The organism is Pantoea sp. SYBGC1 (assembly GCF_057197005.1).
In genome coordinates this window covers 128,397-142,473 of record NZ_JBXUNM010000002.1, presented here as the reverse complement: position 1 = coordinate 142,473, position 14,077 = coordinate 128,397, and the positions used below count along the sequence as shown (strand labels likewise).

The window sequence follows — 14,077 nt, the reverse complement described above, 5'->3', positions numbered from 1 at the left end:
TGCAGCCAAAAAAAAGCCCGCGAGGCGGGCAGGCGAACGATAACCGGTAAACTTTCTCGTCAGCAACGCATTGCTGTTTAGCGTCACTATAATAGCAACGTTTCGGCGAGCGTACGAATTTTGTTCGATGAGTTAATTTTGCTGAACAGATAAGTAATTTATGCAGCCGGATCGGTTCAGGCTAATCCTTCGGTAATAACAATCGTTGCGTCAGCGATATCAGCACGCGCGGCACGCGCCTGCTGATATTCGGGTGAATGGTAACAGGCCAGGGCCGTCTGATAATCGGGAAACGCGATTAACACATGCCGGCCATAGCTTTCGCCTTCCAGCGTCAGCGCCTGTTCGCTCCGCGCGAGAAAAGTTGCCTGATATTTATTAAAGGCCGCCGGTGCAAGATCCCGGTAACGCTGATAGCGCTCAGCATCATGCACCGTCACGTGTGCTATCCAGTAAGCGGTCATGGTTACTCCTCCGTTGTCAGAATTGTTTTTGCCAGCTGCGCCGCTTCCGTCAGATGCTGTATCACCGCTTCTCTGGCCTGCTGCGGATCGCTGGCTTCAACCGCCGCACAGATACGCGACATACGTTCAAATCCGGCAACCTGGCGTTCAGGGCTGCGCAGCGTCATGGCGCGCAGCCGGCTGATACGGCTGTTGAGCCGCTGCACGATCTCCCAGGCGATATGATGCTCTGCAATCGAAAACAGCGTTTCATAAAACACCTGAGACGCTTCAACCCGTTCAATATCGTCGTGATGTTCAGATGCTCTGGCGATACGCATCAGCCGGGTGTGCAGCCTCTGCTTATCTTCCGCTGTGGCTTTGCGGGCGCAATCTTCTGCAGCAGCAGATTCAAGCAGCTGCCGTATGCTGTAGATCTGCTGCGCAATCTCCCAAGTGAGCCGCGCCACAATAGGCCCTTTTTTAGGCAGATTTTCGATCAGTCCTTCCGCTTCCAGATAACGGATCACTTCCCGCACCACGGTACGACTGACCCCCAGCTCATCACACAGTGAGCGTTCAACCAGACGATCGCCCGCTTTAAAATAGCCCGAGATGATTGCCTGTCTTACTTTCACCAGCGCCAGTTCCCGTAGTGTCACCGGCGTGTTTTCAATCCTTAAGGAGTGAATCGCAATCATGATCTTCCCTATTGTCCTGCGTTAAGAATCGTTGCGCGAAGCCCCCTGCGCGCGCTCTTTTTTACTATTAGCACTGTTCCGGCAGTTAACGCAACGTCGCGGGCGTGGCGGCAACAGAGTCTGAGGTCATGAAGCCCTCAGCGGCGCTGTGATTGATCCTGTTGTCGCCGGAACAGGAATTTGTCATTGCTCACATTTTTATCACTTATCGCTAAAGCATTTCTTTTTCCCGCGCTGAATTTAAAAATTATGCATATTTATCAGCCACATGATTTTTTTGCGCTGCGCTGGCCTGCATCACTTTTATGATGCCAGTCACACTCCGATAGCTGATTTTCTACCCGCTAAAACCTGCACTGGCAGCCCGCTTAAAATGGCTCAGGACCGCGTCTGGCGCATCCTGGCGCATAAAAAGCAGGCAATTTAGGTATTACCGTATGATGGTATACCATGTTTTGACATCTCGAAAACGGCAATGCTATACCCCTTTCACCAGTAGCAATTAACAAACCGTTAACTTGAAAGGGGTTTACATGCATCCGGATATTCGTAAAACCGTCGTCACCACTGAAACCGTGTATACCGATGGCGGCAAAGCGGCGGGCACGCCGCTGGTGATGATTGCGGCTGCAGCCGTGGTCAAAAATCCGTGGGCTGGCAGAGGCTTTGTTGAAGATCTGGCACCAGAAATCCGTGAGATGGCGCCGGTATTAGGCGAATTGCTGACCGGACTAATCGTTAAAGAAGCGGGGGGCGGCGAGCGCGTGGTCGCCTATGGCAAATGTGCCGTTACCGGACTAAACGGCGAGCTGGAGCACGCCTCGGCGCTGATTCATACATTGCACTTTGGTAACCACTACCGTTCTGCGGTCCAGGGCAAAACCTATCTGGCATTCAACAATACGCGCGGCCCGGCCAACACCCCGATCCTCGTCCCGATGATGGGAACAGAAGATGAGGGATCGCGCGAACACTATCTGACCATGCAGTTCACCATCAATGATGCCCCGTTCAGCGACGAGATCGTGATTGCGCTGGGCGCTGCGCTGGGCGGCCGCCCGCATCATCGCATCGGTAACCGTTATCTTGATCTTAAAGAGCTTGGCCATGATCAGAAAAATCCAGCCGCTGTCTGAGGCGTCAGCGCAGGTCAGCTATCTCGAAGCGGGAGCCGGCACTCCGCTGGTGCTGATTCACGGCGTGGGCATGAATGCGGAAGCCTGGTTTCCCCAGATAGCGGTACTGAGCCGCCATTTTCGGGTTATCGCAGTGGATATGCCCGGGCATGGCGACAGCACAGGCTTCGGGCATCACGCGACGCTGACCGACTACGTTTCCTGGCTGGCAGCCTTTCTCGCCACTCAGCCAGAGCAGCGTTTTGCGGTTGCCGGGCACTCAATGGGCGCCCTGATCACCGCCGGACTGGCAATTGATTATCCGCACTCTGTCAGCCGCGCCATCGTCATGAGCGGCGTCTTCAGGCGCTCAGCCGCAGCCCGCGCTGCGGTCCTGCAGCGCGCTCACGAGCTGGCGAGCGGCGATGTGCAGCTGGACGCGCCCCTGGATCGCTGGTTCAGCGCGATCCCGGAGGAGCAGCCGCTGCGCCACAAAGTCGGTGAGTGGCTGCAGCAGGTCAGCCCGGCAGGCTATGCGCGCGCCTATCAGGCGTTTGCTGAAGGCGACTCGCTGTATGCCGATCGCTGGGCAGAGATGCGCTGTCCGGTGCTGGTCATGACGGGCGAACTGGATGCCAACTCCAGTCCGGAAATGACACGCCAGATGGCCGGCGCAGCACCTCACGGTGAGGCAGTGGTTATCGATAACGCCAGACACATGTTGAATCTGACCGATGCTGAACGGGTTACGCAAGAGATGCTCTCTTTCCTTAAGCCGGTTGCAGCCCCCGTCACGTCACAAGAGCTTATTCAGGAGTAACTTATGGACGCAGATAAACGCAGAGAGTTGCGCGACGCCTTTGGCGCCTTTATGACGGGCGTAACCGTGGTCACCACCCACGATGCGAAAGGTGAGCCGATTGGTTTTACCGCTAACTCTTTTTCATCGGTATCACTCGACCCGGCGCTGCTGCTGGTCAGCATCGACAAGCGTTCAGCTAACTTTGAACATTTTACGCAGTGCCGCCATTTTGCCGTCAATATTCTGGCAGAACAGCAGAAAGAGACGTCGAACGTATTTGCGCAGAAAATTGCCGATCGCTTTGCGCGCGTCAGCTGGCATCGCGGGGAGCAAGGCACGCCGCTGATTGATGAGAGTTCGGCCTGGTTTGAGTGCTCGCTGCATCAGGTGATTGATGCAGGCGACCACGCGATCCTGATTGGTAACGTGCTGCAGTTCGCTTCCAGCGGCACGGCGGGTCTGGGCTACTATCGCGGCGCCTATTTTACCCCTTATCAGCAGGCAGAGTCGCTGATTAGTGGGCCGGATGTCGTGGTCAGCGCGCTTATCGAGTCCGCCGGTAAGGTACTGCTGGTCAGGCAGCCAGAGGGGTATGGCCTGCCGGCACAAACCATGCGCGGTCGCAGCGTCGATGAAACGCTGACGCAGGTATTCAGCACGCTGCAGATTACCGCCAGTCCGGGCTTTATCTACTCCATGTGGGAGGATCGGCAGAAAAAGCAGCAGCATATTGTCTTTTTATGCGCGCAGCCCACCGGCAGTACGCTACCCGCTGTTGACCAGGGAGAGTGGCGTGATCTGCAGGATCTGGCTGCAGTACCGGTTGCGAACGGGGCGCTGCAGGCGCTGCTGGGACGCTATATGCGTGAATATGCGGCGGGTAATTATGGTCTCTATTACGGCGATGAAGCGCAAGGCTCGGTGCGACAGTTCTCTGCGCCAGCCCATCAGGAGGTGGTATGAAGCTTTCTCTGTTTCTGCATATGGAGCGCGTCTCGGCTGATGATGCACAGGATAAGCTCTACGAAGAGATGATGACGCTGTGCGAAATCGCCGATCGCGGCGGGCTGCATGCGATCTGGACCGGTGAGCATCACGGTATGAACTTCACCATTGCACCGAACCCTCTTATCAATCTGGTGGATATTGCGCACCGCACCCAACATGTGCGCCTCGGTACCGGCACCATTATTGCGCCGTTTACCCATCCGATTCGCCTTGCCGGTGAGGCGGCAATGACCGATATCATCACTAACGGACGGCTGGAGCTGGGTATTGCGCGCGGCGCCTATGCATTTGAGTATGAGCGTCTGCTGCCGGGCCTTGATGCGTGGGGAGCCGGTCAGCGCATGCGGGAGCTGGTGCCGGCAGTAAAAGCGCTCTGGCGCGGTGATTATGCGCATCAGGGCGAGTTCTGGCAGTTCCCGTCCACCACGTCATCGCCGTTACCCAAACAGCAGCCGCATCCCCCCATCTGGGTTGCTGCCCGCGATCCCAACAGCCATGAATTTGCCGTTAAGCAGGGTTGTAACGTGCAGTGCACGCCGCTACATCAGGGCGAAGAGGAGATTGTCCGCCTGATCACCACGTTTAAAGAGGCGCGTCGGGAGTACGCTCCGGAGCAGCCGCTGAAAATTATGCTGCTGCAGCACGGTTTCGTGGCGGCGGATGAGGCGGATGCACAGCAGGCAGCGCAGGAGCTGAACCACTTCTACCACTACTTTGGTGCCTGGTTTAAAAACGAGCGTCCGGTGACGCAGGGGCTTATTGCTCCGCTCAGCGATGAAGAGATTGCCGCTAACACCTATTACAGCGCGGAAAAAATGCGCCAGAACCTGGCTATCGGTACGGCGGACGAAGTGATCGCCCGGCTGAAAAACTATGAAGCACTGGGCTATGACGAATATGCGCTATGGCTCGACAGCGGTATGACCTTTGAGCGCAAAAAGGCATCGCTGATGCGCTTTATTGATCAGGTCGTTCCGGAATTCCACTAAGCGGAGAGAGAGATGGACGCGTTTAAACTCTATATTGACGGGCAGTTTGTAACCGGCGCAGCCTCGTTCACATCCCTTAATCCGGCGACCGCAGAGCCCTGGGCAACCATTGCCGGCGCAGAGCAGCAGGAGACTGACCGCGCAGTGGAGGCGGCTGCCCGCGCGTTTACGTCAGAGGCGTGGCGCGCGCTTACCGCCAGCGCGCGCGGTAAACTGCTGCTGCGGCTGGCCGATCTGATTGAGCGGGATGCGGCGCGCCTGGCACGCATTGAAACGCTGGATACCGGCAAAATTATTCGCGAGACCCAGGCGCAGATCGCCTATGTGGCGGAGTATTACCGCTACTACGCGGGCATGGCCGATAAAATGGAGGGAGCCACGCTAAGTATCGATAAACCCGATATGGAAACGTGGGTCAGACGGGAACCGGTGGGCGTGGTGGCGGCAATTATCCCCTGGAACAGCCAGCTGTTTCTGTCAGCGGTGAAGATCGGCCCGGCGATCGCCGCTGGCTGTACGCTGGTGGTGAAGGCAGCAGAGGTGGCTCCGGCTCCTTTACTGGCTCTGGCAGAGCTGATTGATGAAGCGGGTTTTCCGCCCGGCGTGATTAACGTCATTACCGGATTCGCTGAGCAGTGCGGTGCACGGCTTACCGCACACCCGCTTATCGATCATATCGCTTTCACCGGCGGCGCAGAAACCGCGCGCCATATTATACGCGGCAGCGCGGAGAATCTCGCCAGCACCTCACTGGAGCTGGGGGGCAAATCCCCCTTTATTGTCTTTGCCGATGCCGATCTGGAGAGTGCGGCTAACGCTCAGGTGGCGGCGATCTTTTCAGCCTCGGGTCAGAGCTGCGTTGCAGGCTCGCGCCTGCTGGTAGAAGCCAGTATTAAAGAGGCGTTCATTGAGAGGCTGGTGAGTAAAGTGCGCAGCATTATGATCGGCTGCCCGCAGCAGCCTGAAACGCAGTTTGGCCCGCTCTGCACGCTGCGGCAGAAACAGAATATTGAACAGGTCGTCAGCCGCACGCTGGAGCAGGGCGCTAAGCTGATTATCGGGCATGAGCCTGTTCACAAGCCTGGCTTCTATTATCCGCCTACTATTCTTGATTGCAGCAGCGTGCCGGCAGCAGAGAGTGTCGTGCAGGAGCTGTTTGGTCCGGTGCTCTCGGTGCTGACTTTTAGCGGGGAAGCGGACGCGCTGCGGCTGGCTAACGGCACCGAATATGGTCTTGCCGCCGGCGTCTTTACGCAAAATCTGACGCGCGCGCATCGCATCACGCGCCAGCTGCGCAGCGGTGTGGTCTGGCTGAACACCTATCGGGCGGTCTCACCGCTGGCACCCTTTGGTGGCTATGGCAAGTCAGGGTTCGGGCGCGAGGGCGGCACTGACGCCGCGCTCGAGTACACCACAACCAAAACGGTATGGCTGCGCACCAGCGATGAGCCCATCGACGATCCTTTCATCATGCGTTAATTCCCTTTCCGGCGCTGGCCATTCACATCCTCGCCCGCCGGATCGCTAAGTATCAGGAGTCTTACCGCCAGCAGTTTCTCCTGCGAGAAGACGAGACGCACATCGTCGGGATGGCTATGGCATGACAACGCCAGTGATGTATCTGCAACACATAATAATTCTGCATCTCAACTGGAGGGTAAGGTGGAAAAATCATCACGTCAGGGGCAGTTTATCGAGAACAAGTCGGTGGATTATGTGCCGGTGTCTGAGCGGCACGGCAAACCGCACAGCCTGTTCACGCTCTGGTTCTGTACTAATATTGCTCCGCTGGCGGTGGTCAGCGGGGCGATCGCAACCGAAACGTTTCATCTCAATGTGATCTCCGCGCTCTCTGCGATTATCGCCGGCCATCTCTTTGGTGGCATCTTTCTTGCGCTGACCTCTGCGCAGGGGCCGAAAACCGGCATTCCGCAGATGGTACAGAGTCGCGCGCAGTTCGGGCGCTATGGTTCGCTGCTGGTAATCAGCTTTACCACTGTGATCTATCTGGGGTTCTTTATCTCCAATATCTCGCTTTCGGGCCGGGTAATTAACAATGTTATTCCGGCGCTGCCGGTGGCCGGCGCCACGATTTTAGGCGCCGTGCTGGCAACGGCGATCGGCGTGATAGGTTACCGCTTTATTCACCGGATCAATAAAATCGGCGCATGGATCATGGGCGCGGCCCTGCTGCTGGGACTGACGCTGATGCTATCGCAGCCGCTACCGGCAGATTTCTGGCAGCGCGGGTCGCTGAGCGCGGCAGGCTGGTTCGGGACCTTTTGCATTGGTGCGGTGTGGCAAATCAGCTTTTCACCTTATACCTCAGATTATTCGCGCTATCTGCCTGCCGATGTGGGGATCGCCCGTCCTTTCTGGGCGACTTACCTCGGCGCCTGCGGCGGAACTATCCTGGCGTTTGTCTTTGGCATGATGGCCGTCAGTATTGCTCCGGCGGATGACGCCATGATGGCGGTGCGCCACGCCACCGGCTGGCTGGGACCGCTGCTGATGATCCTGTTTCTGGTGAATATCATCTGTCATAACTCCATGAACCTGTACGGGGCGGTGTTATCGCTGATAACGGCCGTGCAAACCTTCCGGCCGCACTGGACGCCGGGAGCGGCGGTGCGGCTGGTGGTGTCCGCTCTGGTGCTGACAGGCAGCATTTTGATTGCGCTGGCGGCGTCGCAGAACTTTGTCGCATTCTTTATCAACCTGATTCTGGCGCTGATCGCCGTACTGATCCCGTGGATTGTGATCAATCTGCTCGACTTCTACTGCGTCAATAAACAGCACTACGATGTGGCAGCCATATTTCAGGCGGACGGAGGGCGCTACGGGCGGCTTAATACGCAGGCGCTGCTGGTCTATTTTGCCGGGATCCTGGTACAGGTTCCTTTTATCGAAAATGCATTTTTCTCCGGTCCCTATGCAAAACTGATCCCTGGCGTGGATATCTCATGGATTATCAGTCTGGTCGTGACCAGTATCGCCTATCCGCTGTTTCATCGCAGGCATCAGCCGGTATTGACCGTACTGCCTGAAAGCAAGGTGTAATCACCGGGCAGGGACGCCCCGGTCTGCTTCCCCGGCACGCCGCCCGCTGTAGTGATTAACGTCCAGCCGTCAGCTACCGCCTGATACACGACAACCACACGCGACAGAGGTGCGATTTATGCGGGATACCTGCTACCATAGCGCGCGGCAGCGGCGCGCTGTCGTCTGGTTAACCCGGTATAAATATTCTGATTACGCCGTGCGAATAACGCACGGTGAATGGAGCTATGGCACTGATGTTGCAAGATTTAGGCATTATCGATTTGTGGACGTTTCTGGCAGGTGCGCTGGTGATTATTCTGTTACCCGGCCCGAACAGCCTCTATGTTTTACGCACTGGCATGGGCCGCGGCATGAAAGCTGCGTCTAAAGCGATTGCAGGCGTCATGGCAGGCGATCTGATCCTGATTTTTCTTGCCTGGGCAGGGGTTGCTACGCTAATCCGCACCAGCCCGCACATCTTTATGATGGTGCGCTATCTGGGCGCGATGTTTTTGCTTTACCTGGGTATCAAAATCATCATGGGCGCGCTGCGCCAGCGTGCGGATGCGCAGCCTGCTGAGCCGGTCAAAGCAGAAAACTACTTTCTGCGTGCGGTACTGCTGGGGGTGACTAACCCTAAAGCTATCCTGTTCTACGTCTCTTTCTTTATTCAGTTTATTGACCCCAAAGTCACTCATACCGCGCCGGCGTTCGCCACGCTGGGTGCGCTGATCCAGCTTATCAGCTTCAGCTACTACTCCGTGCTGCTGGTGGCGGGCGCGGTGATGGTCCGCTTCCTGCGCAGCCGCACGCGGCTGGTTAAATTTGCCAATATGCTGACCGGTATGCTGTTCTTTGGTTTTGCCGTCCGGCTGGTGAGCGCTCAGAGCTGATGGCAACTACGCACGCTGCGGAGAGATAAATGATAGCCAGACAACGTCAGGCTGATGCCCTGCTGGTAAGCACCACGCTCATCGCGGCATTTGGCTGGATCTGCTCACGCGAAGCGATAGCCGGTATGCCCGCGCTGGCCTTTGTTGCGCTGCGCTTTCTCTCCGCCAGCGCGGTACTGCTGCTGCTGTGCCGTGCCGCCGAGCTGCGCCATACCCTGCGGAATATCAGGCCGGTTTTGATGAGCGGGCTGCTGCAGTCTGCTTACATGCTGCTGTGGATTTATGCCGTCGCCACCACGCGCTCGCTGGGTGAGGGGGCTTTTATCATGAGCCTGTCGATGCTGTTTGTGCCGCTTTTTGCCTGGGTCATACTGCGCAGCCGGCCGGCGCGTGCGTTCTGGTTCTCTCTGCCGGTGGGCATCGCGGGGCTGGCGCTGCTGACGCTCAGGCAGGATCTCCATTTTGAACTGAGCCAGCTGCTGTTCCTCGGTGCCGCGCTGGTTCAGGCAGTCTACTTCTGTTTCACCACCCGCTTTGCCGCGACGGTTCCTGTCTGTCCGCTGGCCACGGTGCAGCTCGCCTGCACCGGCGCGGTAGCAGGCGTGCTGTCGCTGCTCTCTGAAAGCTGGCCGCATGAGATTGCGCTGGCCTCCTGGAGCTGGCTGGCGGCCAGCGCGCTGCTGGCGACCAGCCTGCGCTTCTGGCTGCAGCTGAAAGGGCAGAGCATGACCAGCGCGGCGAACGCCGCACTGATCATGATTCTGGAGCCGCTGCTGACGGTGCTGGCGGCGGCCCTCTGGTATGGCGAAGCGATGTCGGCCCGACAGATGCTTGGCTGCCTGCTCATATTACTGTCGCTGCTCTATTACCGGCTGCAGCAGGCGAAAGCGCTGGCGTGATCGCTTACGCCAGGCGATACAGCGCATCGCTTACCGCATTAAACAGCCTGTCGAGTTCGTCAGGCTGAGCAGAAAACATCGGGCCAAACTGCAGCGTGTCGCCGCCAAAGCGAACATAGAATCCCGCCTTCCATAACAGCATGCCCGCTTCAAAAGGGCGCAGCGTGGCATCGCCTTCACGCGGCGCCAGCTGAATTGCCCCGACCAGCCCGCAGTTGCGAATATCCACCACGTGCGGACAACCGCGCAGCGCGTGGAGCTGCTGCTCAAATCGCGGTGCCAGCTCAGCCGACTGCGCTATCAGCGACTCCTTTTCCAGCAGGTCAAGCGTGGCGATAGCCGCTGCGCAGGCGACCGGATGGGCGGAATAGGTATAGCCATGCGCAAACTCCACCGCATGCTCTGGCAGCGGCTGTGACATGTAGGTGTGGTAGATTTCGCTGCTGGCGGCCACGCCCCCCAGCGGGATAGCGCCGTTGGTGATCTGCTTGGCAAAGTTAAGCAGATCCGGCGTCACGCCAAAGTACTCTGCGCCGGTCCAGCGTCCCATGCGACCAAAGCCGGTGATCACTTCATCAAAAATCAGCAGGATGTTGTGCTGCGTGCAGATCTCACGCAGGCGCTGCAGATAACCCCGTGGCGGAATGATGGCTCCGGCGGAGCCGGAAAGCGGCTCAACAATCAGCGCGGCGATGTTTGACGCATCATGCAGCTCAATCAGTTTCAGCATTTCATCAGCCAGCGCCTCGCCGCCGGTTTCAGCCTGACCTGGCGTAAAAGCGAGATCGCTTTGCAGCGTATGCGGCAGGTGATCCACATCCATAAACTGACCAAACATTTTACGGTTGCCGCCAATGCCGCCGAGGCTGGTGCCGGCGATATTCACACCGTGATAACCGCGGGCGCGACCAATCAGTTTGGTTTTGGCCGGCTGGCCTTTCGCGCGCCAGTAGCCGCGCGCCATTTTCACCGCGGTGTCTGCCGCTTCAGAACCGGAGCCGGTGAAAAAGATATGGTTGAGATCGCCCGGCATATACTGCGTGATACGTTCTGCCAGCTGGAACGAGAGCGGATGGCCATACTGAAAGCCGGGGGAGTAATCAAGCACGCCGAGCTGCCGGCTTACCGCCTGCTGGATCTCACTGCGCGTATGGCCAGCGCCACAGGTCCACAGCCCTGACAGACTGTCATAAATGTGTCGCCCTTGATCATCGGTAAGCCAGCGTCCCTCCGCTGCCACGATAAAGCGCGGATCGCGCTGGAAATTACGGTTAGCACTGGAGGGCATCCAGTGCGACTGCAGGTTCAGGGAAGCGGTATCAGTGCGTTCGGACATGGCGGGTTCTCCAGAATGTATAGCCAGAGTTTGCAATCAGGCATCGGTTAAGTTAAATGCTAATTAACTCAAGTTTAGTCAGCGGAAAACTCACCTGAATGAAACCTAAAACGCTGGCGCAGGTTACCGATTTCGATCTGCGTCTGCTGCGGCTGTTTAAAGTCGTCAGCGAATGCGGCAGCTTTACGGCTGCCGAGAGCAGGCTGGGCATTACCCGTTCGGCGATTAGCCTGCATATGAGCGATCTGGAGAAGCGTCTCGGGATGCGGCTCTGTCAGCGCGGAAGGGCGGGGTTTGCCCTGACGGATGAAGGGCGCGAGATCCTGCGCCACAGCGCCAGCCTGATGGTGGCGGTTGAGGATTTTCGCCAGCAAATAAACCAGATGCATAAACAGCTGCGCGGTGAACTCAATATCGGCATTATCAATAATCTGGTGACGCAGCCGCGCATGCAGATTACGCAGGCGCTGGAAGCGTTACGCGAAAAGGGCGCGGAAGTCCGCATCAATATCAGTATGCTTACGGCCGCTGATATTGAGCAGGGCCTGCTTGACGGTCGCCTGCACGTGGGCGCGCTGCCCTATACCGCGCCGGTGTCGGGCCTGGTCTATACGCCGCTCTATGAAGAGATCTCCTGTCTTTACTGCAGCAGTACGCACCCGCTTTTCAGCCACGCGGATGAGGCTGATCCGGCGGTGCTGCATTGCTATGAAGCAATAGCGCCTGGCTACCGCCTGAGCGCGGAAGCCGCTGGCCTGCATCAGTCACTTAACTGTACGGCCACAGCCTCTGACCGGGAAGGTATCGCTTTTCTGATCCTGACCGGACGCTATATCGGCTTTCTGCCCGATCACTACGCAGCACGCTGGTGTGAGCTGCGGCAGATGCGTGCAATAGCGCCTTCGCGGCTGCGATTCGGCAGCCAAATCGCGATTGTGACCCGGCAGGGAGAGCGCCAGAACGCCATTCTGCAGCATTTTCTGGCAGCAGCGGGTGTGGAAAGTAAAGCTGTCACATTATGATAATTACAACATACTGTTAGTTGATCAACTAACTCATATCAGCTTCAGTGCCGGCAGGTGTGACCGGATATTCACAGCGACTTGTTTTACAGCGAGGATAGAACGGTTTGAAGCAGGGCAGCATTGCGCTGCCCTGCAGAGAGGTTATGCCCGTACAGGCTCACCGCGCACCGGGCGCTCGCCGGCAACATAGTAGTCGGCAGTGCTGCGTGGCAGCGGATCGCGACCGCGAATGTTATCCGCAATCTTCTCGCCGATCATAATGGTCGTCGCATTGAGGTTACCGGTGATAATCAGCGGCATGATTGAGGCATCGACCACGCGCAGCCCCTGCAGGCCATGCACGCGACCCTCACCATCGACCACCGCCATCTCATCGCTGCCCATTTTACAGGTGCCGCAAGGGTGGTAAGCAGTTTCACCGTGATTACGCACAAACTCATCCAGCTGCTCATCGGTCTGGCAATCGATTCCCGGACTGATTTCACGACCGCGATATTTATCCAGCGCCGGCTGGTTGATGATTTGACGCGTAATGCGAATCGCATCGCGAAACTCCTGCCAGTCCTGTTCATGTGACATGTAGTTGAACAGAATGGCCGGATGGCGGCGCGGATCGCGTGATTTAATCCGCACGTGACCCCGGCTTGGCGAGCGCATAGAGCCAACGTGGCACTGGAAGCCGTGCGCTTCAACCGCGTTAGAGCCGTTGTAGTTAATGGCAACCGGCAGGAAGTGATACTGGATGTTAGGCCAGTCAAACTCTTCCCGGCTGCGAATAAAGCCGCCGCCTTCAAACTGGTTGCTGGCGCCGACGCCGGTACCGTTGAACAGCCATTCGGCGCCAATTTTCGGCTGGTTCCACCACTTCAGCGCCGGATAGAGAGAGACCGGTTCTTTGCACTCATACTGCAGATACATCTCCAGGTGGTCCTGCAGATTTTCACCTACGCCGGGCAGGTCGTGCACAACCGGAATATCAAACTGCTGCAGCAGCTCTGCCGGACCAACACCTGAACGCTGCAGGATCTGCGGCGAGGCGATGGCGCCAGCGCACAGCAGTACTTCACGCCGCGCATAGACTGTTTTCGGGGTGTTGCTGCCGCCTTCAAGATATTCAACGCCGGTTGCGCGCTTGCCGTCAAACAGAATGCGATCGGTGGTCGCATGGGTAATGATCTTCAGGTTCGGACGCTTTTTCGCGGTATCGAGATAGCCGCGTGCCGTGCTGGAACGGCGGCCTTTCGGCGTAACAAAGCGATCCATCGGGCCAAAGCCTTCCTGCTGATAGCCGTTCAGATCGTCGGTGCGCGGATAACCCGCCTGCACACCTGCTTCAATCATTGCCGCAAACAGGACGTTGTTATCCGGCTTACAGGTGGTGATGCTGACCGGGCCTTCGCCGCCGTGATAGTCATTTGCGCCGATATCACGCGTTTCTGACTTGCGATAGTAGGGCAGGCAGTCGAGATAGCTCCACTGCTCAAGACCGGGTGCTTTGGCCCAGTTATCGAGATCCATCGCATTGCCGCGGATATAGCACATGCCGTTGATCAGCGACGAGCCACCCAGCCCTTTACCGCGCCCGCACTCCATGCGGCGGTTATTCATATAAGGTTCCGGCTCGGTCTCATACGCCCAGTTGTAGCGCTTGCCCTGCAGCGGGTAAGCCAGGGCCGCAGGCATCTGGGTGCGGAAATCAAAGCGGTAATCGGGACCGCCCGCCTCCAGCAGCAGTACATTGACATTGCTATCTTCGGTCAGACGGGTAGCCAGTACGTTTCCTGCGGATCCGGCGCCGATAATGACGTAATCAAATTCCATTAG

Annotated in this window: 13 protein-coding genes; 9 read left to right on the top strand and 4 right to left on the bottom strand. The window is 57.6% G+C overall.

Going from position 1 to position 14,077, the window contains the following annotated elements; genetic code table 11:
- Positions 1-176 precede the first annotated feature (176 nt).
- The gene (locus AC2CF9_RS06120) at positions 177-464 is read right to left on the bottom strand and encodes a DUF1330 domain-containing protein (RefSeq protein WP_150017093.1); all 288 of its coding nucleotides are present in this window, start codon (positions 462-464) and stop codon (positions 177-179) included.
- Between the two features lie 2 nt (positions 465-466).
- Entirely contained in the window at positions 467-1,144 is a 678-nt protein-coding gene (locus AC2CF9_RS06115; RefSeq protein WP_484556508.1) for a GntR family transcriptional regulator, read from the bottom strand.
- Positions 1,145-1,677: 533 nt separating this feature from the next.
- Between AC2CF9_RS06115 and AC2CF9_RS06110 the strand changes: the two genes are divergently transcribed.
- From AC2CF9_RS06110 to AC2CF9_RS06075, 8 genes are all read left to right on the top strand, one after another.
- Positions 1,678-2,280, top strand: a complete 603-nt coding sequence (locus tag AC2CF9_RS06110; RefSeq protein ID WP_150017095.1) for an amino acid synthesis family protein — start codon at positions 1,678-1,680, stop codon at positions 2,278-2,280.
- A complete protein-coding gene (locus AC2CF9_RS06105) occupies positions 2,252-3,079 on the top strand; it encodes an alpha/beta fold hydrolase (RefSeq protein WP_484556507.1) in 828 nt (275 codons plus the stop codon). The genes AC2CF9_RS06110 and AC2CF9_RS06105 overlap by 29 nt, the downstream gene beginning before the upstream one ends.
- A gap of 3 nt (positions 3,080-3,082) precedes the next feature.
- Positions 3,083-4,024 carry a flavin reductase family protein gene (locus AC2CF9_RS06100; protein WP_150017097.1) on the top strand — a complete coding sequence of 314 codons (942 nt, stop codon included), beginning with the start codon at positions 3,083-3,085 and terminating at the stop codon, positions 4,022-4,024.
- Positions 4,021-5,058: an LLM class flavin-dependent oxidoreductase gene (locus AC2CF9_RS06095; protein WP_484556506.1), complete on the top strand. Its 1,038-nt coding sequence runs from the start codon at positions 4,021-4,023 to the stop codon at positions 5,056-5,058. Before AC2CF9_RS06100 ends, AC2CF9_RS06095 begins: the two co-directional genes overlap by 4 nt.
- A gap of 12 nt (positions 5,059-5,070) precedes the next feature.
- Positions 5,071-6,537 carry an aldehyde dehydrogenase gene (locus AC2CF9_RS06090; protein ID WP_484556505.1) on the top strand — a complete coding sequence of 489 codons (1,467 nt, stop codon included), beginning with the start codon at positions 5,071-5,073 and terminating at the stop codon, positions 6,535-6,537.
- Between the two features lie 183 nt (positions 6,538-6,720).
- Positions 6,721-8,118: a purine-cytosine permease family protein gene (locus AC2CF9_RS06085; protein ID WP_484556504.1), complete on the top strand. Its 1,398-nt coding sequence runs from the start codon at positions 6,721-6,723 to the stop codon at positions 8,116-8,118.
- A 236-nt stretch (positions 8,119-8,354) separates the two neighbouring features.
- On the top strand, positions 8,355-8,993 hold the full coding sequence (leuE, locus tag AC2CF9_RS06080) for a leucine efflux protein LeuE (RefSeq protein WP_040113891.1): 639 nt from the start codon (positions 8,355-8,357) through the stop codon (positions 8,991-8,993).
- Positions 8,994-9,025: 32 nt separating this feature from the next.
- On the top strand, positions 9,026-9,892 hold the full coding sequence (locus AC2CF9_RS06075; RefSeq protein ID WP_484556639.1) for a DMT family transporter: 867 nt from the start codon (positions 9,026-9,028) through the stop codon (positions 9,890-9,892).
- A gap of 4 nt (positions 9,893-9,896) precedes the next feature.
- Here AC2CF9_RS06075 and aptA read toward each other — a convergent pair whose 3' ends face one another.
- Positions 9,897-11,228: an omega-aminotransferase AptA gene (gene aptA, locus AC2CF9_RS06070; protein WP_150017101.1), complete on the bottom strand. Its 1,332-nt coding sequence runs from the start codon at positions 11,226-11,228 to the stop codon at positions 9,897-9,899.
- Positions 11,229-11,326: 98 nt separating this feature from the next.
- Here aptA and AC2CF9_RS06065 point away from each other — a divergent pair, with 98 nt between their 5' ends.
- Complete coding sequence (locus AC2CF9_RS06065) at positions 11,327-12,250, top strand: LysR family transcriptional regulator (protein WP_484556503.1); 924 nt, start codon at positions 11,327-11,329, stop codon at positions 12,248-12,250.
- A gap of 144 nt (positions 12,251-12,394) precedes the next feature.
- On the opposite strand, the gene betA is transcribed toward AC2CF9_RS06065, so the two are convergent.
- Positions 12,395-14,074: a choline dehydrogenase gene (gene betA / locus AC2CF9_RS06060; RefSeq protein WP_150017103.1), complete on the bottom strand. Its 1,680-nt coding sequence runs from the start codon at positions 14,072-14,074 to the stop codon at positions 12,395-12,397.
- Positions 14,075-14,077: the final 3 nt, after the last annotated feature.